The organism is Gilliamella sp. X-46, from assembly GCF_057063525.1.
In genome coordinates, this window is the sequence record NZ_JBXSQH010000004.1 from 85,483 (window position 1) to 111,422 (window position 25,940).

Annotated in this window: 26 protein-coding genes and 1 tRNA gene; 16 read left to right on the forward strand and 11 right to left on the reverse strand. The window is 36.5% G+C overall.

The window, feature by feature from the left end; translation table 11 throughout:
- Nucleotides 1-21: 21 nt before the first annotated feature.
- Nucleotides 22-1,404 (forward strand): F0F1 ATP synthase subunit beta, encoded by a 1,383-nt coding sequence (gene atpD, locus ACYIAJ_RS05400; RefSeq protein WP_065635973.1) that lies wholly within the window; start codon nt 22-24, stop codon nt 1,402-1,404.
- Between the two features lie 42 nt (nt 1,405-1,446).
- A complete protein-coding gene (locus tag ACYIAJ_RS05405; RefSeq protein WP_091350461.1) occupies nt 1,447-1,872 on the forward strand; it encodes a F0F1 ATP synthase subunit epsilon in 426 nt (141 codons plus the stop codon).
- Between the two features lie 413 nt (nt 1,873-2,285).
- Here ACYIAJ_RS05405 and ACYIAJ_RS05410 read toward each other — a convergent pair whose 3' ends face one another.
- From ACYIAJ_RS05410 to ACYIAJ_RS05425, 4 genes are all read right to left on the reverse strand, one after another.
- Nucleotides 2,286-2,747 carry an SMI1/KNR4 family protein gene (locus ACYIAJ_RS05410; protein WP_483559787.1) on the reverse strand — a complete coding sequence of 154 codons (462 nt, stop codon included), beginning with the start codon at nt 2,745-2,747 and terminating at the stop codon, nt 2,286-2,288.
- 175 nt (nt 2,748-2,922) lie between these two features.
- Entirely contained in the window at nt 2,923-3,414 is a 492-nt protein-coding gene (locus ACYIAJ_RS05415) for a hypothetical protein (protein WP_483559789.1), read from the reverse strand.
- A complete protein-coding gene (locus ACYIAJ_RS05420; protein WP_483559791.1) occupies nt 3,415-3,693 on the reverse strand; it encodes an EndoU domain-containing protein in 279 nt (92 codons plus the stop codon).
- Nucleotides 3,617-4,132 carry a hypothetical protein gene (locus ACYIAJ_RS05425; protein ID WP_483559792.1) on the reverse strand — a complete coding sequence of 172 codons (516 nt, stop codon included), beginning with the start codon at nt 4,130-4,132 and terminating at the stop codon, nt 3,617-3,619. Before ACYIAJ_RS05425 ends, ACYIAJ_RS05420 begins: the two co-directional genes overlap by 77 nt.
- A gap of 553 nt (nt 4,133-4,685) precedes the next feature.
- Here ACYIAJ_RS05425 and recC point away from each other — a divergent pair.
- The 13 genes from recC (at nt 4,686) to lysS (ending at nt 18,752) form a co-directional block, all read left to right on the forward strand.
- Nucleotides 4,686-7,895: an exodeoxyribonuclease V subunit gamma gene (gene recC / locus ACYIAJ_RS05430; protein ID WP_483559794.1), complete on the forward strand. Its 3,210-nt coding sequence runs from the start codon at nt 4,686-4,688 to the stop codon at nt 7,893-7,895.
- A 10-nt stretch (nt 7,896-7,905) separates the two neighbouring features.
- Nucleotides 7,906-8,697, forward strand: coding sequence for a TatD family hydrolase (locus ACYIAJ_RS05435; RefSeq protein ID WP_483559796.1), 792 nt, complete (start codon nt 7,906-7,908; stop codon nt 8,695-8,697).
- Nucleotides 8,698-8,750: 53 nt separating this feature from the next.
- On the forward strand, nt 8,751-9,716 hold the full coding sequence (panS, locus tag ACYIAJ_RS05440; RefSeq protein ID WP_091350450.1) for a ketopantoate/pantoate/pantothenate transporter PanS: 966 nt from the start codon (nt 8,751-8,753) through the stop codon (nt 9,714-9,716).
- 129 nt (nt 9,717-9,845) lie between these two features.
- Nucleotides 9,846-11,249: a DHA2 family efflux MFS transporter permease subunit gene (locus ACYIAJ_RS05445; RefSeq protein WP_483559797.1), complete on the forward strand. Its 1,404-nt coding sequence runs from the start codon at nt 9,846-9,848 to the stop codon at nt 11,247-11,249.
- A 4-nt stretch (nt 11,250-11,253) separates the two neighbouring features.
- Nucleotides 11,254-11,886 carry an MBL fold metallo-hydrolase gene (locus tag ACYIAJ_RS05450; protein WP_483559798.1) on the forward strand — a complete coding sequence of 211 codons (633 nt, stop codon included), beginning with the start codon at nt 11,254-11,256 and terminating at the stop codon, nt 11,884-11,886.
- Nucleotides 11,887-12,039: 153 nt separating this feature from the next.
- Nucleotides 12,040-12,627 (forward strand): biotin transporter BioY, encoded by a 588-nt coding sequence (locus ACYIAJ_RS05455; protein WP_483559799.1) that lies wholly within the window; start codon nt 12,040-12,042, stop codon nt 12,625-12,627.
- Complete coding sequence (locus ACYIAJ_RS05460) at nt 12,611-13,186, forward strand: YiiX/YebB-like N1pC/P60 family cysteine hydrolase (protein ID WP_483559800.1); 576 nt, start codon at nt 12,611-12,613, stop codon at nt 13,184-13,186. The genes ACYIAJ_RS05455 and ACYIAJ_RS05460 overlap by 17 nt, the downstream gene beginning before the upstream one ends.
- An 86-nt stretch (nt 13,187-13,272) precedes the next feature.
- A tRNA-Asn gene (locus ACYIAJ_RS05465) sits at nt 13,273-13,348 on the forward strand.
- A gap of 215 nt (nt 13,349-13,563) precedes the next feature.
- Nucleotides 13,564-14,292 (forward strand): type 1 glutamine amidotransferase, encoded by a 729-nt coding sequence (locus ACYIAJ_RS05470; RefSeq protein WP_483559802.1) that lies wholly within the window; start codon nt 13,564-13,566, stop codon nt 14,290-14,292.
- 35 nt (nt 14,293-14,327) lie between these two features.
- Nucleotides 14,328-15,155, forward strand: a complete 828-nt coding sequence (locus ACYIAJ_RS05475; protein ID WP_483559803.1) for a VanW family protein — start codon at nt 14,328-14,330, stop codon at nt 15,153-15,155.
- Between the two features lie 136 nt (nt 15,156-15,291).
- The gene (locus ACYIAJ_RS05480; protein WP_091350432.1) at nt 15,292-15,918 is read left to right on the forward strand and encodes a Fe-Mn family superoxide dismutase; all 627 of its coding nucleotides are present in this window, start codon (nt 15,292-15,294) and stop codon (nt 15,916-15,918) included.
- Nucleotides 15,919-16,105: 187 nt separating this feature from the next.
- A protein-coding gene (prfB, locus tag ACYIAJ_RS05485) for a peptide chain release factor 2 (protein WP_483564427.1) occupies nt 16,106-17,204 on the forward strand; the annotation gives its coding sequence in 2 pieces (ribosomal slippage) (nt 16,106-16,180 and nt 16,182-17,204; 1,098 coding nt in all).
- Between the two features lie 30 nt (nt 17,205-17,234).
- Nucleotides 17,235-18,752 carry a lysine--tRNA ligase gene (lysS, locus tag ACYIAJ_RS05490; protein WP_483559806.1) on the forward strand — a complete coding sequence of 506 codons (1,518 nt, stop codon included), beginning with the start codon at nt 17,235-17,237 and terminating at the stop codon, nt 18,750-18,752.
- A gap of 452 nt (nt 18,753-19,204) precedes the next feature.
- On the opposite strand, the gene ACYIAJ_RS05495 is transcribed toward lysS, so the two are convergent.
- The 4 genes from ACYIAJ_RS05495 to ung all read right to left on the reverse strand — a co-directional run bounded on the left by ACYIAJ_RS05495 (nt 19,205) and on the right by ung (nt 23,047).
- Nucleotides 19,205-20,440 carry a uracil-xanthine permease family protein gene (locus tag ACYIAJ_RS05495; RefSeq protein WP_483559823.1) on the reverse strand — a complete coding sequence of 412 codons (1,236 nt, stop codon included), beginning with the start codon at nt 20,438-20,440 and terminating at the stop codon, nt 19,205-19,207.
- 126 nt (nt 20,441-20,566) lie between these two features.
- The gene (gene upp, locus ACYIAJ_RS05500) at nt 20,567-21,193 is read right to left on the reverse strand and encodes a uracil phosphoribosyltransferase (protein ID WP_091350428.1); all 627 of its coding nucleotides are present in this window, start codon (nt 21,191-21,193) and stop codon (nt 20,567-20,569) included.
- Between the two features lie 163 nt (nt 21,194-21,356).
- A complete protein-coding gene (gene gntR / locus ACYIAJ_RS05505) occupies nt 21,357-22,361 on the reverse strand; it encodes a gluconate operon transcriptional repressor GntR (protein ID WP_483559808.1) in 1,005 nt (334 codons plus the stop codon).
- A complete protein-coding gene (gene ung, locus ACYIAJ_RS05510; RefSeq protein WP_483564428.1) occupies nt 22,358-23,047 on the reverse strand; it encodes a uracil-DNA glycosylase in 690 nt (229 codons plus the stop codon). The genes gntR and ung overlap by 4 nt, the downstream gene beginning before the upstream one ends.
- Nucleotides 23,048-23,250: 203 nt before the next feature.
- Here ung and grcA point away from each other — a divergent pair, with 203 nt between their 5' ends.
- Nucleotides 23,251-23,634 carry an autonomous glycyl radical cofactor GrcA gene (gene grcA, locus ACYIAJ_RS05515; protein ID WP_483559810.1) on the forward strand — a complete coding sequence of 128 codons (384 nt, stop codon included), beginning with the start codon at nt 23,251-23,253 and terminating at the stop codon, nt 23,632-23,634.
- Between the two features lie 143 nt (nt 23,635-23,777).
- Here grcA and darG read toward each other — a convergent pair whose 3' ends face one another.
- The 3 genes from darG to ACYIAJ_RS05530 form a co-directional block, all read right to left on the reverse strand.
- Nucleotides 23,778-24,845, reverse strand: a complete 1,068-nt coding sequence (darG, locus tag ACYIAJ_RS05520) for a type II toxin-antitoxin system antitoxin DNA ADP-ribosyl glycohydrolase DarG (protein WP_483564429.1) — start codon at nt 24,843-24,845, stop codon at nt 23,778-23,780.
- Nucleotides 24,845-25,495 carry a type II toxin-antitoxin system toxin DNA ADP-ribosyl transferase DarT gene (gene darT / locus ACYIAJ_RS05525; protein ID WP_160402356.1) on the reverse strand — a complete coding sequence of 217 codons (651 nt, stop codon included), beginning with the start codon at nt 25,493-25,495 and terminating at the stop codon, nt 24,845-24,847. Before darT ends, darG begins: the two co-directional genes overlap by 1 nt.
- Before the next feature lie 334 nt (nt 25,496-25,829).
- A partial coding sequence (locus tag ACYIAJ_RS05530; RefSeq protein ID WP_483564297.1) for an IS3 family transposase occupies nt 25,830-25,940 on the reverse strand: 111 nt, incomplete at its 5' end.

A 25,940-nucleotide genomic window follows, 5' to 3' on the forward strand; every position in this document is an offset into this window, starting at 1 on the left:
AAAAGACGTAGAGGATTAAAAATGGCTACTGGAAAGATTGTCCAGATCATCGGTGCGGTGGTTGATGTCGAATTCCCAGAAGATGCAGTACCAAAGGTATATGATGCATTAGAAGTGGAAACTGGCACTGAAAAATTAGTTCTGGAAGTTCAGCAACAATTAGGTGGTGGCGTTGTTTGTTGTATCGCAATGGGATCATCTGATGGCTTAAGACGCGGACTTAAAGTTGTAAATACAGGTCACGGTATCGAAGTACCAGTGGGAACTAAAACACTGGGTCGTATTATGAACGTGCTCGGCGATCCTGTTGATAAAGCAGGTCCAATTGGTGAAGAAGAGCGTTGGGCGATTCACCGTGCAGCGCCAACCTATGAAGAGCTCGCAAACTCAACTGAATTGCTTGAAACAGGTATTAAAGTTATCGACTTAATTTGTCCATTTGCTAAAGGTGGTAAAGTGGGTCTATTCGGTGGTGCGGGTGTCGGTAAAACCGTTAATATGATGGAGTTAATCCGTAATATCGCTATCGAACACTCAGGCTACTCTGTGTTTACTGGTGTGGGTGAACGTACTCGTGAAGGTAATGACTTTTACCACGAAATGAAAGAATCAAACGTACTTGATAAAGTATCGTTAGTTTATGGTCAGATGAATGAGCCACCTGGAAACCGTTTACGTGTTGCGTTAACGGGTTTAACCATGGCTGAAAAATTCCGTGATGAAGGTAAAGACGTTTTATTATTTATTGATAATATTTACCGTTATACCTTAGCCGGTACTGAAGTATCTGCACTATTAGGTCGTATGCCATCGGCGGTAGGTTATCAACCAACACTAGCCGAAGAAATGGGCTTACTACAAGAACGTATCACATCTACTAAAACAGGTTCGATAACGTCAATCCAAGCCGTATACGTACCAGCAGATGACTTAACTGACCCATCACCAGCAACAACCTTTGCTCACTTAGATGCAACAATCGTATTAAGTCGACAAATTGCTTCTTTAGGTATCTATCCGGCCGTAGATCCATTAGATTCCACCAGCCGTCAATTAGATCCTTTAGTTGTTGGTCAAGAGCACTATGATTGTGCCCGTGGCGTTCAATCAATTCTACAACGTTATCAAGAGTTGAAAGATATTATTGCCATTCTTGGTATGGATGAGTTATCAGAAGATGATAAATTGATCGTTGCTCGTGCTCGTAAAATTCAACGCTTCTTATCTCAACCATTCTTTGTTGCAGAAGTATTTACTGGTTCACCAGGAAAATATGTACCTTTGAAAGACACGATCAGTGCATTTAAAGGAATCATGAACGGTGATTATGACCACATCCCTGAACAAGCATTCTATATGGTTGGTTCAATCGATGAAGCGATTGAGAAGGCAAAATCTCTCTAAGAGATTCATTGAGCGAAGATCGTATTTAATGGAGATCGTATTATGGCACTAACTTCCTATCAATTAGAAGTTGTTAGTGCTGAATCTCACTTGTTTTCAGGTGATGTTCAGCGAATCAGAATCACGGGTAAAGAAGGTGAACTTGGAATTTATCCTGGGCACACCCCTTTACTGACAACCATAAAACCCGGTATGGTTGGCATTGTGAAAGCGGATGGTAAAGAAGAGTTTATCTACCTATCTGGTGGCATATTAGAAGTACAACCTAACATCGTAACCATCTTAGCGGATACCGCTATCCGTGGCGAAGATCTAGATGAAGCAAGAGCACAAGAAGCAGTAAGACAAGCGCAAGAACATATTAATCACCCAAGCGATGATATGTCATTTGCTCAAGCTTCTGCAGAACTATCAAAAGCGTTGGCAAAAATTCGTGTTATCGAATTGACTCGCCGCATGGGTCAATAGTTTGCTTTTTAGTATCTTATCAAAATAATAAAGGTTACTAAAATATCTAGTAACCTTTTTTATTTTTAGGTTAGTCATTAATAATTTAAAATTTTAAAGTGGCTTGAACTGCACCCCAAAATTAAAAGTAAAAAATCCAATTTTTTATACGCTATATTTATTGGGTTAAATTTGAGCTACTACAGATAAAACAACAAGTAACACAGCAGTAACAGCCGGCAACCTGCTACCACTTCTAACCTCTACTAACTATCAAGGAGTTAACTATAGCTAAAACACATTCTTAGCTAAAAATAAACCACAGACAAAGCCCCAGACCACAACTGACCATTAGTGGGCAACCCTGTTATCATTAAGATTGAACAGGGCAAGTTGATTGTGGAGATTGATTTACCAGTTTAAAAAACTATAATTTATAAATAATCTTTAATTCTTTTATATAAAAATTCATAAAAATTAGTAGCATAAAACTTACATTCAGCAGATGAGAACATAATGTATATTGGACATTCCCCATTATCAAATTTAGTATAATCAAAATAATACACATCACCAAAATCTGTTTGGCTAACAACAAGTTGTGTGTTTTTTATAATGTTATTTTTCATATCAATGATATGATGATAAACAATATCCCCACCATTAACCGATTCAAAATCTAATCCGTAAATGCTGTATATTTCCTCTCCACATATTTCACCACCACGGTATTCACGTAAAAACCATTTATAAGAATTAGTTAAAGGAAAACCTAAATATTTTTCAGCTTTTAAAATCCATGATTCATCAACCGCATCTTCTGGAGTACCGAAATTAACTATATTTTCATTTTTATTGATGAATTCAATTAGTACATTTTTTGTTATTTCATTCATAATTTTTACCTATATGTTTTTGCTCTCTCGATCCAATATTGAGTTTTCCATTTATTGAACTTTCATCACCATTTCAGTACTAAATTCTTCACCATTATTCAATCTTTTATTGAGTTTGAACTACTACAGCTCTAGAAAGTAATCAAAGATCCCCGTTCTGGGGATCTGGGTTTTGTTAACATGCGTAAGGAACCAGATGAGAGTTTGGCAATCCATTATAGATATCAATTGCTTCTTGACCTTCAGCAATAAACTCAACATCAATAGGTTCGGGCGGATTATTAGGATCTTTATAATCCCCTTCTAAAAAAGTTTTATATTGCTCTAACACATATAAAAGCTGCTCTCTGGTCATGATAACTTGTTGCTCTTCAACATATTCAGTACCAATAAAAACAAAATCCCCAGTAATCAATACCCAGTGAGCATTACCAATGCCAAACATGCCATCTGGTGCTCGGCTATGTTCTAAATCTGTCAGATTGTTAATCCAGATATTGACTGAGTTTATTGAATATTGAATATCGTTACCTAACCAAGCAGCAATTTCACAAACTCCATATCCTTGTTTAGGCGCATATCTGATATTTTCATCAAATAACAATCCTGTCGGGCAAAATTCTTTATATTCATTTAACCAAGATAAGAATATTTTTTTACTCTTCATTTATCTTTTACCTTTATAAATTGGCCATGCTGTTGCTCCGGTTCCATTTGGTTTTTTATAATAACCTTCCATTTTTATTCCACTTGAAGACATTCCCTGCCACATGTTTTTGTATTTTTGATGTGGTTTCGAGTTTTCAAAAGCACTTTTAATTTCCATTTCTGTTTGGCGCTTAGACCAATGCTCAGGGAAGAAGGTTGTTTCAGCTTGTTTTTTTATACCATTTACCAGTTGCAGGATCTCTAACTGATATATAACCTTTTGTGACACCATTAGCATCTGCAGCACCTGTCCATGTATCTACTCTAATATTCGGATCTTTTAAATAATGCCCTCCTGTACCAACCTTGGTACCATTTGCATAAGTTTTTATCTCACCATTTAAAATATGTTCAGTATTGATCGTTACCTGAGTACCTTTACCGGCCTGTTGTTGAACTAATTCTGCCGGTGTGGAAGATGGTTTAAAGTCCTCAAGGTATTCTCCTGCTTTATTTCCTGTATGCGGATCTACTGTTAATTTACTTTCACGATCAACCTGACGTTTTATCGTTTCTAGTTCCTTTTCCGATAACTTCTGCCCTGTAGCTCTAGCTTTCCAGGCTAAATCGCTCAAACCTTTTGCAGTAACTCCACCTGTTGAGAGCGAAAATAACAATTCAGCATCTGATGTTGACACGCCTAAAAACAATAAATAATTATTTTTTACATTAGTCAAATAATATATTTTTATAATTTATTAATCTTTGATTATGGATTTAGTTAAATTTAAGTATCCATATTGGGATAAATTTTAAACAATTTTAAGATATTGCTGAATTGGCATTATAAATTTATAGCATGCTAGATATAACGTTGATTTTAATGGTTTTTTAACTCATAAAATCACTCATTATTCGCATGCTGACACTTCATAACCTCCGAGGTTTGTTGGATCATTTAATTTTTAAATAAAGGTAAACGCTAGGTTTCGATATCTAGCACTCCACTCGAATAAGTTTTGTTATCACATTTAACTTACCGTTTTAATTTATCTTTAATAGATTTTTATCACGTTGGGAGCTGACCATAAGATCTTTACCCAAATTGGTGAAGGCTATTTTTTTATTCATATTCATTACATCAGCTCATAAAATTAGAATAAAAAAAGCAAGTCACATAACCGCTAATTACTCTTTTTATTATAAAATTGATACTATAATAGCAACTAGATTTATGAGTAACGATCAGCGATAATCTTAACTCACTCTTATTCAATAATGAGTTTTGTTATGTTTACCATTTATCATTCAAACCAAGTCGATCTACTTAAGTCTATTGTAAGTGAATTGATGCGCAGGCAACCATTAGAGGATGTGTTTACACCTGATATAGTCATGGTGCAAAGCCAAGGTATGGCACAATGGTTGCAAATTGCGTTAGCGGATGAGCTTGGTATTGTGGCTAATGTTGATTTTCTTTTTCCAACGCAGTTTATTTGGCAACTTTATCAAACCTTGTTACCCGAGGCGCCAATTGAAAATAGTTATAACGTTGAATCAATGAGTTGGCGTTTGTATTATTTGTTGCCCCAAGTTATTCAACAGCCTGAGTTTAGCGCACTTAAACATTATCTTGATATTGATAAGCAAGATAGAAAGCAGTATCAACTTGCAACACGAATTGCCCATTTATTTGACCAATATTTAGTTTATCGCCCCGATTGGTTAGCCAAATGGGAAGCCAATCAGACGGTTAGTGAATTAAATCATCATTCCGATGAAAAATGGCAAGCTGAGTTATGGCGAAAGCTAATATCGATCAGTCAACCTTATCATCGCGCTAATATTTATCAACAAATGCTTGAAATTTTGTTAGATAATAACTTTGATCGTTCACGTTTAGATTCGTTACCTAGCCGTATTTTTATTTTCGGTATTACCTCGCTACCACCAATTTATCTTTCACTACTTTCAGCACTTGGACAACATATTGATGTCCATTTGATGTTTAATAATCCGTGTAAATGGTATTGGGGCGATATTGTTGAAAAGCAGTTATCAGATATCTTCAATACCCCTGAAAAAAGTCCCAATCCACTTTTAACTTCGTGGGGAAAGCTTGGGCGTGATAATCTGTTTTTATTACAGGAGTTCAATAATAAGCAAGATATTGATGTGTTTGCCGATCAAAACCGAGATTGTTTATTACATGCGATTCAACAAGATATCCTTGATCTTTATCCAATGGTAGAGGCTCAACAACACGTTCAACTCGCAGATAAATCTGTATCTTTTCATGCTTGCCATAGCGAACAACGTGAAGTTGAAGTGTTATATGATTATCTTTTATCTGTTTTTGATGCTGATCCTACATTAGAATTACGTGATTGCATTGTAATGGTGTCGGATATTGATAAATATGTTCCTTATATTCGTGCTGTTTTTGGCAATGCTTATGAAAAGCGCTATTTGCCTTTTACGATTTCTGATCAAAAAGCGCGTAACATTGATCCAATAGTGCAAGGTTTTTTCACTATATTAAATTTTCCACAAAGTCGATTTACTGCTGAAGAACTGTTTAATTTATTAGAGATCCCAGCTATTTCAGAAAAATTTGCAATTAGTGAATCCCAGTTAACTTTATTACGTACTTGGATTATTGAATCGGGCATTCGTTTTGGTCTTGAAAGTGCGCATAGCTGGTTATTTGGACTTGAACGGTTATTACTAGGCTATACCATGAGTAGTGAACAAGGTGGTTGGCAACAGATCTTGCCGTATGATGGCGCGACAGGCTTAGATGCCGAATTAATCGGCCAATTAGCTGAGTTTATTAAAATTGTAAGTAAATGGTTTACAACCTTAAGTGAAGAAAAACCACTAATTGAATGGCAAAGTTGCTGTCTTGAACTGATTAACGATTTTTTTGTCAACAACCCACAACGTGAATCAATTTTATTAATGATCGAAGAAGAATGGCAAAAATTAATTAATAGTGGTTTAGCTGCTAATTATCCTGATAATATTTCTATCACAATTTTGCATGATGCGATGCAATCGCGCTTAGAGCAAAATCATCTAGCACATCGTTTTTTAGTTGGCAAAATAAACTTTTGTACCATGATGCCAATGCGCTCCATTCCATTTAAAGTGGTCTGTTTGCTGGGTATGAATGACGGCGATTATCCGAGAACATCGCTTCCACTTGACTTTGATCTTATTGCACATCACCCAAGACGAGGCGATCGCAGCCGTCGTAATGATGACCGCTATCTATTTTTAGAAGCTATTTTATCAGCGCAAAACCAACTATATATTAGCTATATTGGGCGAGATATGAAAGATGATAGTGAGCGTTATCCATCAATACTAGTTGATGAACTTTGGGAGTATATTGCACAATATTATAACAAGCCTGCTAATCCAGTTGATAGCTTGACAAATAACTTGGATTTTTTACGTGTAAACCATACACGAACACCATTTAACCCCCAAAACTTTTTGCAAGATCCCAAAAGTTATGCTGATGAATGGTTACCCGCTGCATTACAACAAGGAAAAAATCAAGAATTTATTAGTGAAATAGCCACTATTAGCGTCGATAATATCAATCTTGACGAACTAAAACGATTTTACCAGCACTCAATTAGGCTGTTTTTACAAAAACGTTTTAATTTTTATATTAACTATCTTGATGATACATTACCCGATGCGGAAAACTTTAATCTTGATAGCTTACAGCGTTATCAATTGAACTTGCAGATTTTAAATCAACTTATCACTAAAGAATCGCAACAACCCGATGATTTTTATCGCCACTTAGCGCTAACTGGTGACTTACCAGACGGCGCATTTGGCCAGATTATTTATCATGAACAAACTAAAACAATGCAATCATTAGCCAATAAAATCTGCCAAGAACGCCTAGAGATAACAACGCAAGAAGTGAACTTAACCATTTCACTGAATCAACAATATTACCAATTACAAGGTTGGTTAACCCATATTCAAGATGATGGTATTTTAACATGGCGCCCTGCAAAACTTTCGATTCGAGATGGTATTTCGTTGTGGATCGATCATTTGGTTTATTGCATCTTAAATCCAGATAAAGTGGAAAGTCAAAGCCGTATCTATGGCAGAGAAGAAAACGAATGGCGTTTTTTACACTTTCCAAGTAATGAGGCTATGACAATTTTAACCACGTTAGTTGAAGGCTATGTACAAGGTATCAATCAACCTTTATTACTACCTGTGCAATGCGCATGGAATTGGTTAATGGCAGCCTATAACAAAAAAACAGGTGAGATTATCGCAAGTGAAAAAGCGATTAATCAACTGTTAAATACTTGGCAAGGTGGATTATACCAATCAGCTGAATGTGATAGCTACTACGCTAGACTTTATCCTGAATTAACGGATGAATTAATTGAACAAATTATTTTTGCTGCCCAACGATTTTTACTGCCAATTTTATTACATCAAGCAACCGTAAAATAAGGGGGGAATTATGTTTATTGATACACACTGTCATTTTGATTTTCCGCCTTTTACTGATCATCTTGCGGATTCAATAGATAAGATTCGCCAAGCGGATATTGTTGGGTTAATCATACCCGCAGTTAGCGCTAATTCTTTTGATACTGTGTTACAACTTGCTGATAATTATAACGAAATCTATGCAGCTTTGGGGTTGCATCCTATTTATAAACATACCATAGCTGATTTAGATCTGTTAACCAATATTGTTAAAGCCAAACCTAAAAAATTAATTGCCATTGGTGAGATTGGGCTCGATCGCTATGATTTAAGTATTGATTGGCAACAGCAGTTATCATTTTTTAGGTCACAATTAGCGCTTGCTAAACAGTTTGATTTACCTGTTTTGATTCATTCACGCAAAGCACACGATATTATGTACCACGAATTACACCGCGCCAACTTACCTTGTCGCGGTATAATACATGGATTTTCAGGTAGCTATCAGCAAGCTATGCAATTTGTTAAGCTGGGCTATTATATTGGTGTAGGTGGCGTAATAAGTTATGAACGAGCGAATAAAACGCGCAATACGATTGCTCAATTACCGCTCGAGAGCCTTGTGCTCGAAACGGATGCTCCCGATATGCCATTAAGTGGCCGTCAAGGTCAAATAAATCGCCCTGAATATATCGCCGAAGTCTTTAAAATATTAACCCAATTACGCAATGAATCAGCAGAACACATACGCAGCACGATTTTAATAAATACCTTGACGCTATTTAGTAGAATAAATAGAATGAAAATCACACAAAACAAATAAAATAACCCTATCATTATTCTAGAATTATTTTATTAAACCCATAGCAGGTTTATATGACCAGACAATTTAATCAGCTATTGATTCGATCTATTATCTCTCTTACCCGATTATTTCCTTTGTGGGCAATACTGTGCGCCGGTGTTGCCTATTTCTTTCCTTATACCTTTATTCCTATACGCCCCCACACCGCACATTTACTTATGTTTGTAATGTTTACCATGGGAGTTACATTAAGTATTGATGACTTTAAACGTGTGGTAACCAAGCCTAAAGCAGTGATAATTTGCACTTTACTACATTATATTGTAATGCCACTAACTGCTTTAATCTTAGCCAAACTGTTTACAATGAGACCAGAATTATTAGTTGGAATGGTGTTAGTCGGTAGCGTTGCCAGCGGTACGGCTTCCAATGTGATGATTTATCTAGCTAAAGGCGATGTTGCGTTATCGGTGACAATTTCATCAGTGTCAACACTAGTAGGCGTGGTTGTAACACCTCTACTCACATTATTATTAGTAGGAACAACTGTTGAAGTCCCTGTTTGGGACATGCTTTTGCATATTGTACAGATCGTTTTAATACCGATTATATTAGGTTTAATTGTTCACCATTTTTTATATCCTATCGTCAAAAAATGTGAACAATTTTTACCACTTTTATCAATGCTCTGTATCTTATTAATTCTGTGCATTGTCGTAGCAGGTAGCCATACGCAAATTGGTCAAGTGGGGGGCACCGTTATTTTTGCAGTTGTGATTCACAATGCATTAGGTTTACTTGGCGGTTACTGGGGGGGGCGTTTATTTGGTTTTGATGAATCAACTTGCCGAACCATGTCACTTGAAGTGGGAATGCAAAATTCCGCTCTTGCCGCTACCTTAGGTACTACCTACTTTTCGGCCTTATCTGCGCTGCCCGCGGCAGTATTTTCGGTTTGGCACAATATCTCCGGTTCATTACTAGCTGGCTATTGGCAAGATAAATCTGTTAAGAATAAGAAAAAAGCCAATAATTAATAAATAATATTGTAAAATGGCATTCATCTGCTCTCTTTCTTAATAAAATAATTAGTAAGAGAGCTTAATTTTCAGTACTTATAGCCAACCGCTCACCCAGCATTTAAATTAATTTTAGGCAAAATTAAAATGAATAGCGAATTACAGTTACCACCCTTTGTTTATCGAATATTACCATGGATTGCGGCATTTGCATTTTTCATGCAATCGCTTGATACCTCGATATTAAACACTGCGCTTCCCACAATGGCTAAAGATCTTAATGAATCACCCTTAAATATGCAATCGGCAGTAATAAGTTATGCTTTAACCTTGGCATTATTTATTCCAGTCAGTGGTTTTTTATCGGATAAATTTGGCACCAGAAATATTTTTGTGATGGCAGTTTCACTATTCACGCTTGGCTCATTGCTTTGTGCCTTATCCAATTCATTAATTTTTTTAGATATCTCACGTGTTATTCAAGGTATTGGTGGCTCAATGATGGTACCGATATCACGTTTAGTATTAATTAAATCTTTTAAGCGTAGTGATTTTTTAGCCGCCTTAAATACAGCCACCATTCCGGGTTTAATTGGACCTGTTTTGGGACCAGTATTAGGGGGATATTTGGTTGATGTGGTGAGTTGGCATTGGGTGTTTTTTATTAATTTACCCATTGGTATTTTAGGTGTGATAATTAGTTGGAAATATATGCCTAATTTAAAGGGTGAACACATGCCATTTGATCTGTTTGGCTTTATATTTATTGTTATTGCCTTTATTAGTGCCACTTTAAGTGTAGAGGTTTTAAACCAAAATCAGACATATTATTTTCCATTACTACTCGCCGTAATCAGCCTCGTTTTTTTACTTATCTATTATGGGTATGCCAAAAAGAAACCAACACCCTTATTTCCCCTATCACTTTTTAAGATCCATACATTCAAAATTGGCATTATTGGCAATTTAATTTGCCGATTAGGTATATCTGGCGTACCCTTTCTAATTCCCTTGTTGTTACAGGTCGGTTTTGGCTACTCGGCTATTTTTGCTGGTGTGATGCTAATGCCAATGGCTATTGCTTCAATTTGTACTCGAATTGTTATTCCACGTATTTTAGCTCGTTTAGGTTATCGTTTTGTGCTCGTTGCTAATACCATTTTAGCGGGCGTGATGATTGTTTTAATGTCCTTGTTAAATTTATCAACACCACTTATATTAATCAGTTTATTGCTATTTTGTATTGGTGGTATCAATTCTATGCAATATACCGCGATGAATAGCATAACCTTAGCAAACTTAGAAAAGGAAAATACGAGTAGTGGCAATAGTTTAATGGCAGTTAATCAACAGCTTGCAATCAGTTTTGGTACAGGATTTGGTGCAGTTTTACTGCGATTAATTAGCAACTCTGCTAGTACTATTCACGCGTTTCAATTAACATTTGTTATACTCGGTGTGGTTACAGTGCTATCAAGCATTATTTTTGCGCAACTAAAAAATGAAGACGGCAAAAATCTAATCACCCATCGCCAAGAAATAAGGAGATAAGTATATGTTTCAATATCAAATCGTTCCTGTTACTGCTTTCCAAGAAAACTGTAGCATTATTTGGTGTGATCAAACCATGGAAGGCGCATTTATTGATCCTGGTGGTGAACCAGAACTACTGAAAAAAGCCGTTGAAAAACTAGGTGTAAATATTAAACAGATTTTATTAACCCATGGACATCTAGATCATGTTGGTGCGGCAACCACATTAGCTCAATATTATGATGTAAAGATTATTGGACCAAGCCAAGAAGATGAATTTTTGCTAACAAGTTTGCCACAGCAATGCATACAATTTGGTTTTCCCCATACTGACAGCTTTTTACCTGATCGTTGGTTAAAAGAAGGCGACCAAATTCAAGTAGGTAACATCACCCTTGATGTCCTTTTTTGCCCTGGTCATACTCCAGGACATATTGTTTTTATTAATCATTTGGATAAACTAGCTTTTGTCGGCGATGTATTATTTAAAGGCAGTATAGGGCGAACTGATTTTCCTCGAGGCAATCATACCGATTTAATTTCATCAATCACTAACAAATTATTACCTCTTGGTGATGACTTTATTTTTGTGCCAGGACACGGCCCAATGTCAAGTTTTGGTCATGAACGAATCAGCAATCCTTACTTAGTTTAAGCAAAACCTTATTTTTTGCTATCACGCTCTTTATCTTAGAGTGCGATAGCAACAATTTAACCTTATTGTAAACTTTTTATATAAAAAATAGTTTACAATAAAATGCGTTGCGTTATTATAGTTCTACTATTTATGTATCAAAGGTAGAAAATAATGAAACAACAACTTACTTCGTATTATCCAACATTTATCACGACACTGGTTAATTTATCTTCTTGGCAACGTAAATTACTGGCCACCACTAGTGCAGCATTACTTTTAGGATTAGCTGCTAATATTAGTATTCCGACATATCCTGTTCCATTTACATTACAATCATTGGCAGTATTACTAATTGGTGCTTTTTTAGGTCGTAAATTAGGTGCATTAGCAATAATTCAATACCTTTTTTTAGGCGCGATGGGATTACCGCTATTTGCTAATGGTAGTGGTGGGATTATGGCACTAGCGTCACCTTCTTCCGGTTACTTATATGGCTATGTATTTAGTGCTTATTTAGCTGGTTTTGCAGCAGAAAAGGGATATGATCGTCACTTTATTTTAGGCTTAATTGCATTTGCCTGTGCACATCAATTGTTATTTGTATTTGGTGTTGTCTATTTAATGGGTTATTTGCATATTACGCTTATTGATGCGTTAAAAGTGGGTTATTTTCCATTTGTTGGTATTGATGCACTTAAATTTATTATTGCAAGTTGTGTAATGTTTTCTCTATGGCGTTATCGTGCTAAAAATCAATAATATTCAAAGTGGCGATATCATCTTCCAAAGCCTTAACGAAGATAATGATTTTAGTGACGCTATAAACCGTTCTGGCGCAGTGCCTAACATGGATGAGATAACAAAAAATATCAATCATGTTGGTTTATATATTGGCAATAATAGCGTCATTGAAGCGACACAAAAATATGGCGTAATTGAACAATCTTTGGCTAACTTTGTTAGTGCTGCTAGACGTAACATCATTGGTAGAATCCATGATTTAACTGTTATTCAAAATGCATTAAAGCGAGCTAAACATTGCTTAGGTTCACCTTACAATCATAGCTTTCATCAAAATACGGATGGGTTTTATTGTAGTGAACTAATTACTTATGCCTTTAAAACTAAACAAGGTAGTGATTATTTCGCATTATATCCAATGAATTTTAAGGATATAACAACAAATCAAATTTTGCCTTATTGGCTTGATTATTATCGCGATCTAAAACAGAGCATACCACAACAAGAGCTCGGTTCGCATCCACAACAATTACTTAGACAAAAACATTTATTCAAGACAATCCTAACACTTGAATGATTATAAAGGAGGCAAGTTCATACAAAAAAGCATTTAACTATTGACATAGCGCCATAAAATCTATAATATGCGCGCTACATTTCGGTTCCTCCATAGTTCAGTCGGTAGAACGGCGGACTGTTAATCCGTATGTCACAGGTTCAAGTCCTGTTGGAGGAGCCAACTTCTAAATCCCAAACCCATCTGAGATAAATTACCTCCTATACCAAGCTTCTTTTCTTTTTCCAAATTTTTATCCTGTTGATATCAAAAGTCTATATTGTATTTGCGAAAAAATTATTCATAATAATTCAATAATAAATTTATCTTTAGATATATATAATGTCATTGAACCATGATTTTTGGTGATAATATTTATAGGCAAGGAACCTTTATTAATGCATATCCATTTTATTATCCATGAAGCTTTCGAAGCACCTGGAGCCTATGAACAATGGGCTAGGATGCATCATCACACCATAACCTATTCTCGCGTTTATCTTGGTGAACCACTTCCTAATGGCATTGATGATATCGACTTTCTTATTGTTATGGGTGGTCCACAATCGCCATCAACAACCAAACAAGAGTGTGCCCATTTTGATTCCATAGCAGAACAAACTGTGATCTTATCAATGATAAATGCAGGCAAAATAGTTATTGGCGTGTGTCTAGGTGCACAATTAATTGGCGAGGCGTTAGGCGCAAGTCATGCCCAAAGCCCAGAAAAAGAAATTGGAAAATTCCCAATTACATTAACGCAACTTGGTAAAACAAATCCTTTATTTGCTGATTTTGGCAATACATTAGAAGTCGGTCATTGGCACAATGATATGCCTGGTTTAACCAAAGATGCCCAAATTATAGCTTATAGTGCAGGGTGTCCGCGGCAAATCATTGCCTATAATAAATTCGTTTATGGGTTTCAATGCCATATGGAGTTCACGCCTGAAGTTGTTGAGTTGCTGATTGCCCATTCGCAAAAAGAGCTTAATCAAGCTGCCAATCACCGCTTTGTTGATACGCCTGAAACGCTTCGCTCGCATGATTACACGGCAATGAATCAAAAACTTTTTACTTTTCTCGATAAGTTGAGCCAGCACTATCAATCATCTTTAGAAAAATAATTGATTATATATTGTAGATAAGGAAATGGAAAATTATGAAGGATATCATTGTCGATAAACCGATAAAACGCAGTAAATTAAGGCTGAAATTAGGCAAAGAGTATTTTATCTTAAAACGAAAATTTGATTGGTGGCGACATCGTCATACCTATAGTACTGTCGACATAAATAATAATACCTGTTGTTATTCACACAAAAAACATCAGTCTGTTTTATTAAGACCACTAAAAGATGTTGATATGTATTTACAATATAATAAGATCACTAATCTTAGATTAGCCATTGAAAAACTTAATGGTTCAATCATTAAGCCCAATCAACGTTTTTCGATCTGGCAAAAAGTAGGACGCCCATCGAAAAAACGAGGATTTTTAGAAGGACTATCATTGCATAATGGACAGATAGGCAAAGATATTGGTGGTGGATTATGCCAATTAGGTAATTTGATTTATTGGATTGTGTTACATTCTGATCTCACCATTATAGAGCGTTGGCGGCATAGTTTTGATGTTTTCCCTGATATCAATCGTACAATTCCTTTTGCTTGTGGCGCAACCTTGTCTTATAACTATGTTGATTTACAATTAATCAATAAAACCAATACCACCTACCGGCTTAATCTTTGGCTTGATGATCAATATTTACATGGTGAATTACTTGCTAATATCCCATTAACTCATCATTATCAAATCCTAGAAACCGATCATCGCATTGAACAACAGTGGTGGGGAGGCTACACCAGACATAATAAAATATGGCAACGCAAAACACATTTAATTGATAACCATGTCGAAGAAAAGCTCATCAGCGAAAACCACGCAATTATGATGTATACCCCATTTATAGCAAGTAATGAAAACTAATTGAAAAAATAATCATCAGCCTAATCACAGATAGCCACTAACTATCTAAGTGATAGTTTGAGGGCTATTCTAATAGCCCGTATACTCATAAGATAAAGTAGTTAATAATACCTAATATATGAAAGGAGCAAATTTCATGGCTTATACTTTACCCCCTTTACCTTATGCTTATGATGCATTAGAACCTTATATCGATTCTGAAACAATGCATCTTCATCACGATAAACATCATCAAACCTATGTCAACAATGCCAATGCTATCATTGAAACTTTATCTGCTGAAATTAAAGAATTTAGCCCAAGCGATTTATTAAAAAATTTAGATAAAGTGCCCGCTGATAAACTTACCGGCATTAAAAATAACGTAGGTGGTCATGTTAATCACACCCTTTTCTGGGAATTATTAAAAGTCGGTACCGAGCTAAAAGGTGAACTTAAAGCTGCCATCGAAAAAGATTTTGGTTCAGTTGATGCATTTAAAGAAAAATTTGCAGCAGCGGCAGCCACTCGCTTTGGATCTGGTTGGGCTTGGTTAGTATTACAAAATGGTAAACTTGAAGTGGTTTCAACAGCTAACCAAGATTCACCATTGATGGGCGAAAAATTTGCTGGTGTTTCTGGTACACCTATCCTAACGCTTGATGTTTGGGAACATGCTTATTATTTGAAATACCAAAATCGTCGTGTTGATTACATCGGTGCATTTTGGAATGTGGTTAACTGGGATAAAGTTGCTGAGCTATACGCTGAAGCAAAAAAATAACCCAGCTTGCACTAAATATCTTCAACTAAAAAGATGGCGCTTTATGCGCTATCTTTGCTTTTCGCTGAGCACTTTATTCATCAAGTTCAAGTCAAAATGGCAATTGGCAATTGCTAAATTATGCCCAAATCCGCTACAATGAACGCTTGTTAAAAAAATCATAAAACTGAGCAAACCAATTTAAATCATGTTTGAAATTAATCCTGTTAAATCAAAGATAGCAGAACTTACCGAACGCACGGCTGTGATTCGGGGGTATCTTTGACTATGATGTCAAAAAGGAACGGCTAGAAGAAGTTAATGCCGAACTAGAACAATCCGAAGTTTGGGCCGATCCCGAAAAAGCGCAAGCGTTAGGTAAAGAGCGCGTTGCACTAGATGAAATTATTAATACTATCAACTCATTAACGCAAGGTCTTGACGATGTTGAAGGCTTACTTGAACTAGCTATCGAAGCGGAAGATCAAGAGACTTTCGATGAAGCAAATAGCGAACTTGAACAACTAGAAAAAAAACTGGCCGGACTTGAATTTCGGCGTATGTTTTCAGGCAATTACGATAGCGCAGACTGTTATTTGGATATCCAATCTGGATCAGGAGGCACTGAAGCACAAGATTGGGCTGAAATGCTACTGAGAATGTATTTGCGTTGGGCTGAATCAAAAGGCTTTGCAACCGACGTGATGGAAGTCTCTGATGGCGATGTTGCCGGTATTAAATCAGCAACGATTAAAGTATCGGGTGATTATGCTTACGGTTGGTTACGTACGGAAACTGGAGTGCATCGCCTGGTCCGTAAAAGCCCATTTGACTCAGGTAATCGACGCCACACCTCGTTTTCGTCAGTATTTGTTTATCCTGAAATTGATGACGATATTGATATCGACATTAACCCAGCCGATCTTCGCATTGATGTGTACCGTGCATCAGGTGCCGGTGGGCAGCATGTGAATAAAACCGAGTCTGCAGTACGTATTACCCACATTCCAACCGGTATTGTGACACAGTGTCAAAATAACCGTTCACAACATAGCAATAAAGATCAAGCCATGAAACAGTTAAAAGCAAAACTGTATGAGCTTGAGATGCAGAAAAAAAATGCCGAAAAACAACAGATGGAAGAAAACAAATCTGACATCGGCTGGGGCAGTCAAATTCGCTCTTACGTGCTTGATGATTCACGTATTAAAGATTTACGCACTGGTGTTGAAACGCGTAATACGCAGGCCGTATTAGATGGCGATTTAGATCAATTTATTGAAGAAAGCTTAAAAGCAGGCCTATAAACCGCTTGGCTATAAATAAAAGGTAAAATTATGTCAACAGAGCAGCAAGATCAACAAAACCAAATTGAAGAGTTAAACAACGAACTAAAAGTACGTCGCGAAAAGCTCGCTCATCTTCGCGAACAAGGTGTTGCGTTTCCTAATGATTTTCGCCGTGATGCGATTTCAAACGATCTCCACAAACAATATGGCGATAAAACTAACGAAGAACTCATTGAAAACAAAATTATCGTAACGGTCGCAGGACGTATGATGATGCGCCGTATTATGGGGAAAGCGTCGTTTGTTTCTTTGCAAGATGTTGCTGGACAGATCCAACTTTATGTTACCCGTGATGATCTTCCTGAAGGTTTTTATAACGAACAATTTAAAAAATGGGATTTAGGTGATATTGTCGGTGCGAAAGGTTACCTATTTAAAACCAAAACAGGCGAGCTTTCTATTCACTGTGAAGAAATTCGTTTACTAACCAAAGCGCTACGTCCATTGCCTGATAAGTTTCATGGACTTGCCGATCAAGAAATGCGCTATCGTCAACGTTACTTGGATCTTATCACCAATCAAGAATCAAGAGAGACGTTTAAAGCGCGTTCAAAAGTGGTTAGTGAAATCCGTAACTTTATGCTTGAAAATCACTTTATGGAAGTTGAAACCCCAATGATGCAAGTCATTCCTGGTGGTGCATCAGCGAAACCATTTATTACGCATCACAATGCGCTTGATTTAGATATGTATCTACGAATCGCGCCAGAGCTTTATTTAAAACGTTTAGTGGTGGGTGGCTTTGAACGTGTCTTTGAAATTAACCGTAACTTCCGTAACGAAGGGGTATCGCCAAGACACAATCCAGAATTCACCATGATGGAAATGTACATGGCTTATGCCGATTATAAAGATCTAATTATATTAACCGAAGCCTTATTCCGTCGTTTAGCAATTGCGGTAACAGGCGATGCTGTTGTGCAATATGGCGAGCATACTTTCGATTTTGGTAAACCATTTATTAAAATGACCATGCGTGAAGCAATTTGCCATTATCGCCCTGAAACCAATAATGCCGATTTAGATGATTTTGATAAAGCATGTGCCATTGCCCAATCTGTTGGCATCAAAATCGAAAAAGGCTGGGGACTTGGTCGTGTTGTGACTGAAATCTTTGAAGAAGTGGCTGAAGCAAATTTAATTCAACCAACGTTTATTACTGAATATCCAGCAGAAGTTTCACCGCTTGCTCGCCGTAACGATGAAAATCCATTTGTTACTGACCGATTCGAATTCTTTATTGGTGGTCGTGAAATTGGCAATGGATTCTCAGAACTTAATGATGCGGAAGATCAAGCTCAACGCTTTGCTGATCAAGTCACACAAAAAGATGCGGGTGATGATGAAGCTATGTTCTATGATGAAGATTATATCACCGCACTTGAACACGGCTTACCGCCTACAGCAGGATTGGGCATTGGGATTGACCGTACCGTGATGCTATTTACCAATAGTCACACTATTCGTGACGTGATTTTATTCCCGACTATGCGTCCAATCAAATAAAGTCAATTATTACTTAAAACTCACTTATTTTTGATAAGTGAGTTTTATGCTTAAGCACTCACTTCGCCCACAATTAAGATAAACAGATCCGCATCATTCTCCCCAAAGGCGCACCCATTAATATTACTTAAATCTAAATTACACCTTATTTAATACTTAATATATAAAAGCCATTATCAATTGTGAGTTTTTACTTACATACTCAAAAAACAATATACATTATGCTAATAGAACAACATAACTAAACGAAGGGAAAATTGGTTGAAATGGCTCATTATCAGGAAATAAAGATAGGTATTCTTAACTGTGTCCAATAAAAATAAAGAAGTAAGTAATTATTCACTTTTAACCATTCATGCAAGGCTAAAAATACAAAATACCGAAATAAATTAGCACGGTGGGTATCACTATCGTTGGCGCCATAATAGCGCCAACGATTATAAGAGAAAGACTTAATGAATATCAGTTGAGCTTCCTTGATGTGGTAGGATCTGATTTAACACAATGGCTAAAATCCCACACAAGCTTATACCTTGTAATGCATATGACCCAAAATCAAAAATCATTCCACCAATCCCAAAAACTAAGACTAATGAGACAATACACATATTTCGAGGCACAGAAAGATCCACTTTGTGTTTAACTAAAATATTAATGCCCACTGATGCAATTGAACCAAACAATAGCACCATAATTCCCCCCATGACTACAGTTGGAATTGATCCTAAAAGTGCACCGATTTTACCAATAAAAGACATTAAAATAGCCCAAATTGCCGCCCATGTCATAACGCGAGTTTTAAAATTACGCGTTAATGTAACAGCACCAATCACTTCGGCATAAGTAATACAAGGTGGTCCACCAAAAAATCCCGCTGCCGAAGTTGCTAGTCCATCACCGAGTAATGTGCGATGTAAACCAGGATCACGCGTATAATCTTTACCTGTAACAGTACTAATTGCCATAATATCACCAACATGTTCAATAGTTGGAGCAATCACAATTAGCAACATATACAAAATCGCTTGCCAGTGAAATTCAGGAAACGTGAAATCAGGCACTTTAAACCATGGCGCATCAATCACCGGTTGAAAATTGACAATACCAAACACACAAGAAAGCGCATAACCAACCACAATACCGGAAATAATTGGTAATAATTTTAAAAAACCTTTTGCCCAAATAGCCACCACTAGCGTTGTTAATAGTGAAGCCATTGAAATAAGAATCAATTGATAATTTTCAGCTTGTAGCCCACTATTTTTACCCATTGCCATCCCAACAGTAACTGGTGCAAGCGATAAACCAATAACCATAATAATTGGACCGGTCACAACCGGCGGTAAAATGAGGTCAATAACATGTCTACCATTCATTTTGACTGAAAAAGCAAAAAGCATAAATACAAAACCAGAGGCAACTAAACCACCTAAAGTAGCTGGGATCCCCCACTGCGCAACACCAAATGAGATAGGAGCAATAAACGCAAATGATGAAGCTAAAAATACTGGCACTTTACCTTTAGTGGTTAATTGAAATAGTAAAGTACCTACTCCAGCAGTAAAAAGCGCTACATTGGGATTTAACCCCGTTAACAACGGTACTAATACCAATGCTCCAAATGCGACAAACAACATTTGTGCGCCAGTAAAAATATCCTGCCAAGAATGCTTATGCTGTGATTTTATATTTTCTGTTTTGTCTGTTGTGATATTGCTCACATCGCGCCTCTCTTACTTAACTAAATTTGTTGTATAACTTGCCTGTTTGACAGGCATAAAAAAACCGGATTAACCGGTCTAAAATTTGAGATTTTATTTTGTGCCGAAGATTTTATCTCCAGCGTCCCCAAGTCCTGGTAATATGTAACCTTTTTCGTTCAACCGCTCATCAATTGATGCGGTATAAAGTTCAACGTCAGGATGAGCTTGTTCAAGCACTTTAATGCCTTCTGGTGCGGCAACCAAAACTAATACTTTAATATTTTTACAACCTGCTTTTTTAAGCAAATCGATCGTCGCAACCATAGAACCGCCTGTTGCCAGCATTGGATCAACAACTAAAGCCATTCGCTCTTCAATATCAGAGGTTAATTTTTGGAAATAAGGAACTGGTTCAAGTGTTTCTTCGTTACGGTAAAAACCGACAACACTAATACGAGCACTTGGAATATGCTCAAGCACACCATCCATCATACCTAAGCCTGCACGCAAAATAGGCACGACAGTAATTTTTTTACCTTTAATTTGCTCAACTTCAACCGGTCCACACCAACCATTTATGGTGACTTTTTCGGTAGGGAGATCAGCCGTTGCTTCATAGGTTAATAAACTACCAACTTCACTGGCAAGATCGCGAAAGTCCTTGGTACTGATATCGTGTTCACGCATTAAACCAATTTTATGGCGAACGAGAGGGTGTTTTACTTCAACTATTTTCATGGGAGGGAACCTCAGTGTTATTTCTATAATCTATTAGTAGGTATAAATAACCACTGAGCGATAATTCTAACATAGAACTCATTTTATGAAAACCTGAAATCAACGAGCTGGATAAAGTAAAATCGATTTTAATATTAACAGTTGTTTTATTAAAATTATTTGATCAGATACTTTCGCCGTCTAAATACTCAACCGGCAAATCAATCACTTTTTGATCGACTTTTTCACCATTAATTCGTTTTAATAACAGCTCGGCAGCAATTTGCCCCATTTCCACTCTTGGGGTATGGATAGACGCCAATTTTGGATTCATAAATTGACCAATTTGGTGTCCATGAAATCCGACAATCGCTATTTGTTTTGGCACTTCGATCCCGATTCTTTGGCATTCAAGCAATACCCCTAAAGCTAAGTCATCATTAGTACTAAAAATACCATCAACATCAGGAAAATCAGTTAAAGTTTGATGTAAAAATCTTGCACCCAATTCATAAGACGATGCTTCTTTAGTCGCTAGCGTTCGTGGATTTAATCCCGCATCTTCCATTGCTTTTTCATAACCTTGCTGACGAATAATACTACGCTGATCTTGTCTTGCACTAAAATAGACGATATTACGACGCCCTTTATTTATCATACGATGGATCATATTTCTAGTCGCAGTAAAATTATCAAATCCAACAGCCATATCAATACAAGGGGAAACGCTATCCATAATTTCAACCACAGGAACACCAGAAATTTCGATCATTTTTAATGTTGCAGGGGTATGTATTCTTTCGGTTAAAATTAGCCCATCGATATTATAAGAAAGCAGTGAACGTAATCGAGACTCTTCTTTTTCTGCATTATAGCCAGTATGGGTAATCATGGTTTGATAACCCCTAACATCGGTAACCTTTTCGATACCTTTTAAGATATCGGCAAAAACCTGATTAGTTAAAGAAGGGAACACAACGCCAATTGCATTACTTTTTGCATTAGACAGCATATCAGGCGCTTTATTCGGAATATAACCAAGCTTATCAATCGCAGCAGAAATTTGTAATTGAAGCGGCTTAGACACTAAATTAGGATCGCGCAAAAAACGACTCACTGTCATTTTACTAATCCCAATTAAATTGGCGATCTCTTGCAAACTTGTTCGACGTTTTTTATTCGTATTCATTTATGATCTTCCGGTAGCGTTGGTTGCCAATCAATTGGCGTTTTACCTTGCTGCATAATAATATCATTTGCTTTAGAGAAGTGCTTACAACCAAAAAAGCCACGATGAGCAGACAAAGGCGATGGGTGCACTGACGTTAATACATGGTGTTTTTGGCGATTAATAAACTGCCCTTTTTTTTGTGCTGGCGATCCCCACAATAAAAAAACCACACCCTCAAGATGTTTATCAATTGCAGCTATCACATGGTCAGTAAAAGTTTCCCAACCTATTTTGGCATGAGAATGCGCTTGCCCTGCTTCAACAGTGAGCACATTATTTAATAATAATACGCCTTGAGTCGCCCAAGAGGCTAAATAACCATGAGAAGGAATTATAAATCCCTCAATATCTGTTGATAGTTCTTTATAGATATTCATTAACGATGGTGGTGGCTTAATTCCCGGTAAAACAGAAAATGAAAGTCCGTGGGCTTGATTAGGACCATGATAAGGATCTTGCCCTAAAATCACGACTTTGATTTGGTCAAATGGCGTAAAACGAAACGCATTAAACACATCATGCTGGGGCGGATACACAATCTTACCATTAGCGCGCTCAGATGCCACAAATTGCATTATATGTTGAAAATAAGGCTTTTCTTTTTCTTCACCAATGACTTTATGCCAAGTTAATTGTGTTGTCATATTTTATACCACTCATTAATAATGCCAATGTGTTACTAGCAAAATTAGCTCTTTCTAACATAATAACCTATCATAAATAAAAATAAAAATTAAAGGTATTGCTTATTGAAGCAATAGCTTTTTTTGACTTTAATCAAATTTTCAAAGTGCTATATTAACCCTAATTATTTTAGGGCAATAAGGCCCCGTTAGGAGGATTTAAAATGATTACAGGTATCCAAATTACTAAAGCAGACAATGCAGCACTTCTTAACTCTTTCTGGTTATTAGACAACGCTACAAAAGAAGCACGTTGTGTAGCTGCTAAATCAGTTTATAAAGAAGATCAAGTGATCCCAACTGCAGAACTAGGTCAATTCGAATATCGTGAAGTCCCATTAGACGTTGCTCCAACTGTTAAAGTTGAAGGTGGTCAACATTTAAATGTGAACGTTCTTCGTCGTGAAACTTTAGAAGATGCCGTACAACATCCAGAAAAATACCCACAATTAACCATTCGTGTTTCTGGTTATGCGGTGCGTTTTAACTCACTAACTGCTGAACAACAACGCGACGTTATTGCTCGTACATTTACAACTAAAATTTAATTAGTTGATTGAAATAAAAAAACCCAGCCAAAGCTGGGTTTTTTTATGGCAAAATAGGTATAAACTCGTTTTGTAAATCGTAGTATAACAAAAAATACACTACAAAAATTTAACAATACAAAAAGCCTTATATAATAAAAATATCAATAAGCAAAGCCTTGTAATCGTTCTAAAGCATAATTGATATGTTTATCGCTAAATAAACGCAACTTTCTTTGCGCCCATCTTTCACCTGCAGGCCAATGAGCAATCTGCTCTTTTACATCACAAAGTGTCGGCTTACATTTTGTTTGCGAAATAACCCAATCAACGGTGGCTAACAACTCCATTCCAAATGGTGACTCAAAACCATCAATCAGCCTTGTTGTTTCATCCAAAGCGGATAAATAATGTTTACCTTCACTATTTAAATAGGTAGAAACCGTTAATTGCTCATCATTATTAAACCAAATTACATCAAACGCTTTACAATCAGGAATACGTTTATCTGATTTTAAATAACTACCATCTAAAGAATTTAACAAATAATTTAAATTACAGGCATAAGGCCCATAGTTATGAGCTTGGAATTGTAAATTAAAGTCATTTTTAAGACCTTGCTTATCGATAACTCGCTTTAAAAACCAAGTTAATTTTTGGATTTCGAGCAAACTACACTCCATACCTAAAATCCAATAACGTCGAATCAATTCCGCGACAAGCGCACGAGCAGGCGTTAACTTTTTAACACCCTGTCGCTTAGCAACATTTTGGTATTGTTGAGTTGGCTCATAAACAATGATATCAACACTATTGAGATCACCTAAAGCATGCTCTATTCTAAGTTTTACCTGTGCCCAATCTAATCCTCCATTACCTGCCCCTAAAGGAGGAATTGCGATTGATTTAACATGATTAGTCACAATAAAATGACGCAAATCGACTAAACCGTCTTCAATCCATTCTATTTGCGATAGTGACCGCCAATGCTGTTTTGTGGGAAAATTAACAATCCAACGGGGTCCTATCAGCTCACCTGTTTCAGTGACAAACATCTTACCCGTGGTAACTTGATTTAGGTTACATGCTCTAGCATATTCAAACATATTCTTTGGAAAACGTTCCTTAAACATCAAAGCAATACCTTTACCCATTACACCAACGGTATTAACGGTATTGACCAATGCCTCTACGTTTGCCTCAAGCAAGTTACCTTTTGTATATTTAATCATCAGAAATACCACCTAGGCCTTTTATGAACGGGGATTTTGAGTTGCCTTTGCTGTAACCAAGTATTAAGGTCTTCTTCTGCTTGCTCATTATAACAAATCATTCCAACTAATGCATTAATTGGACAGTGTTGATGGATCAGCGCCTCGGCTTGGTAACGTTCAAACTTAGCAGTATCATCTTCATCACGAGAAAAATCTCTGCTCTGCAAAATTTCCCAATCAATACGGTCTAAATCTTCAATAGCAGAATAAAACGACGCCCATTTATAATAAGCATGCATATCAGTAAAAACATACTTAAGTTGTAATTCTTGTATTCTATGCAATGACGAAACAAGAATTACAACTTCATCATTATTACGTTGCTTGACTCCTCGCCCCGATTTTATATTTAATAGCATAGGTGAAAACGGCGTAAAATAAAAAGGGACATAATCATTTAAATAACCATGAGGAAACACAGGTACTGGGTGTGATGATCTTTTATCAATGAGCTCGGTACTACCTATTGATACCCAATCTTCACATCGAATATTACTTTTACCACAATGTAGCCCATTATCTAAAATCCAAGGGATATTATTTATATGAACAATTCGCCATATTAGTGCTTTTTTGGGGTTTAGTGTTGCACTATAATCAAAAGCCATGTTATTCCATAAAATCTGTATCATCAAATAGGTTAAATTTATTCTAGCATTTTTAGTATTTTTTGGATCTAGAATTTATACTGGTTGTTTTTTTTGGGGTGAATTTAGTTTATATGGCGGTTTGTCAAAAACTGTCAAATAAAAACTTCAATAAAATCAATATCTTTTCTGACCGATTTTTGGGTGTAAAATCAGGCCTTTTTTGGGTTGGTAAATAGAATAAATTGGGTGTGGTGGTTTCGGACGTTTTAAGCTTTGATGTACAAAATAGCTACAGTGACCACGTCCGATTTAGGGGATTTTTGAACTGCACCCCAAAAGTTGTACAAAAAAACTAAGCTGCTGGAAAATAATACTCCCGATATTGAACAGGACTCTTTTTGTCCAAGCTTAATTTAATTCTTCTATGATTATAATAATGGATATATTCCTCAATATCCGCTTT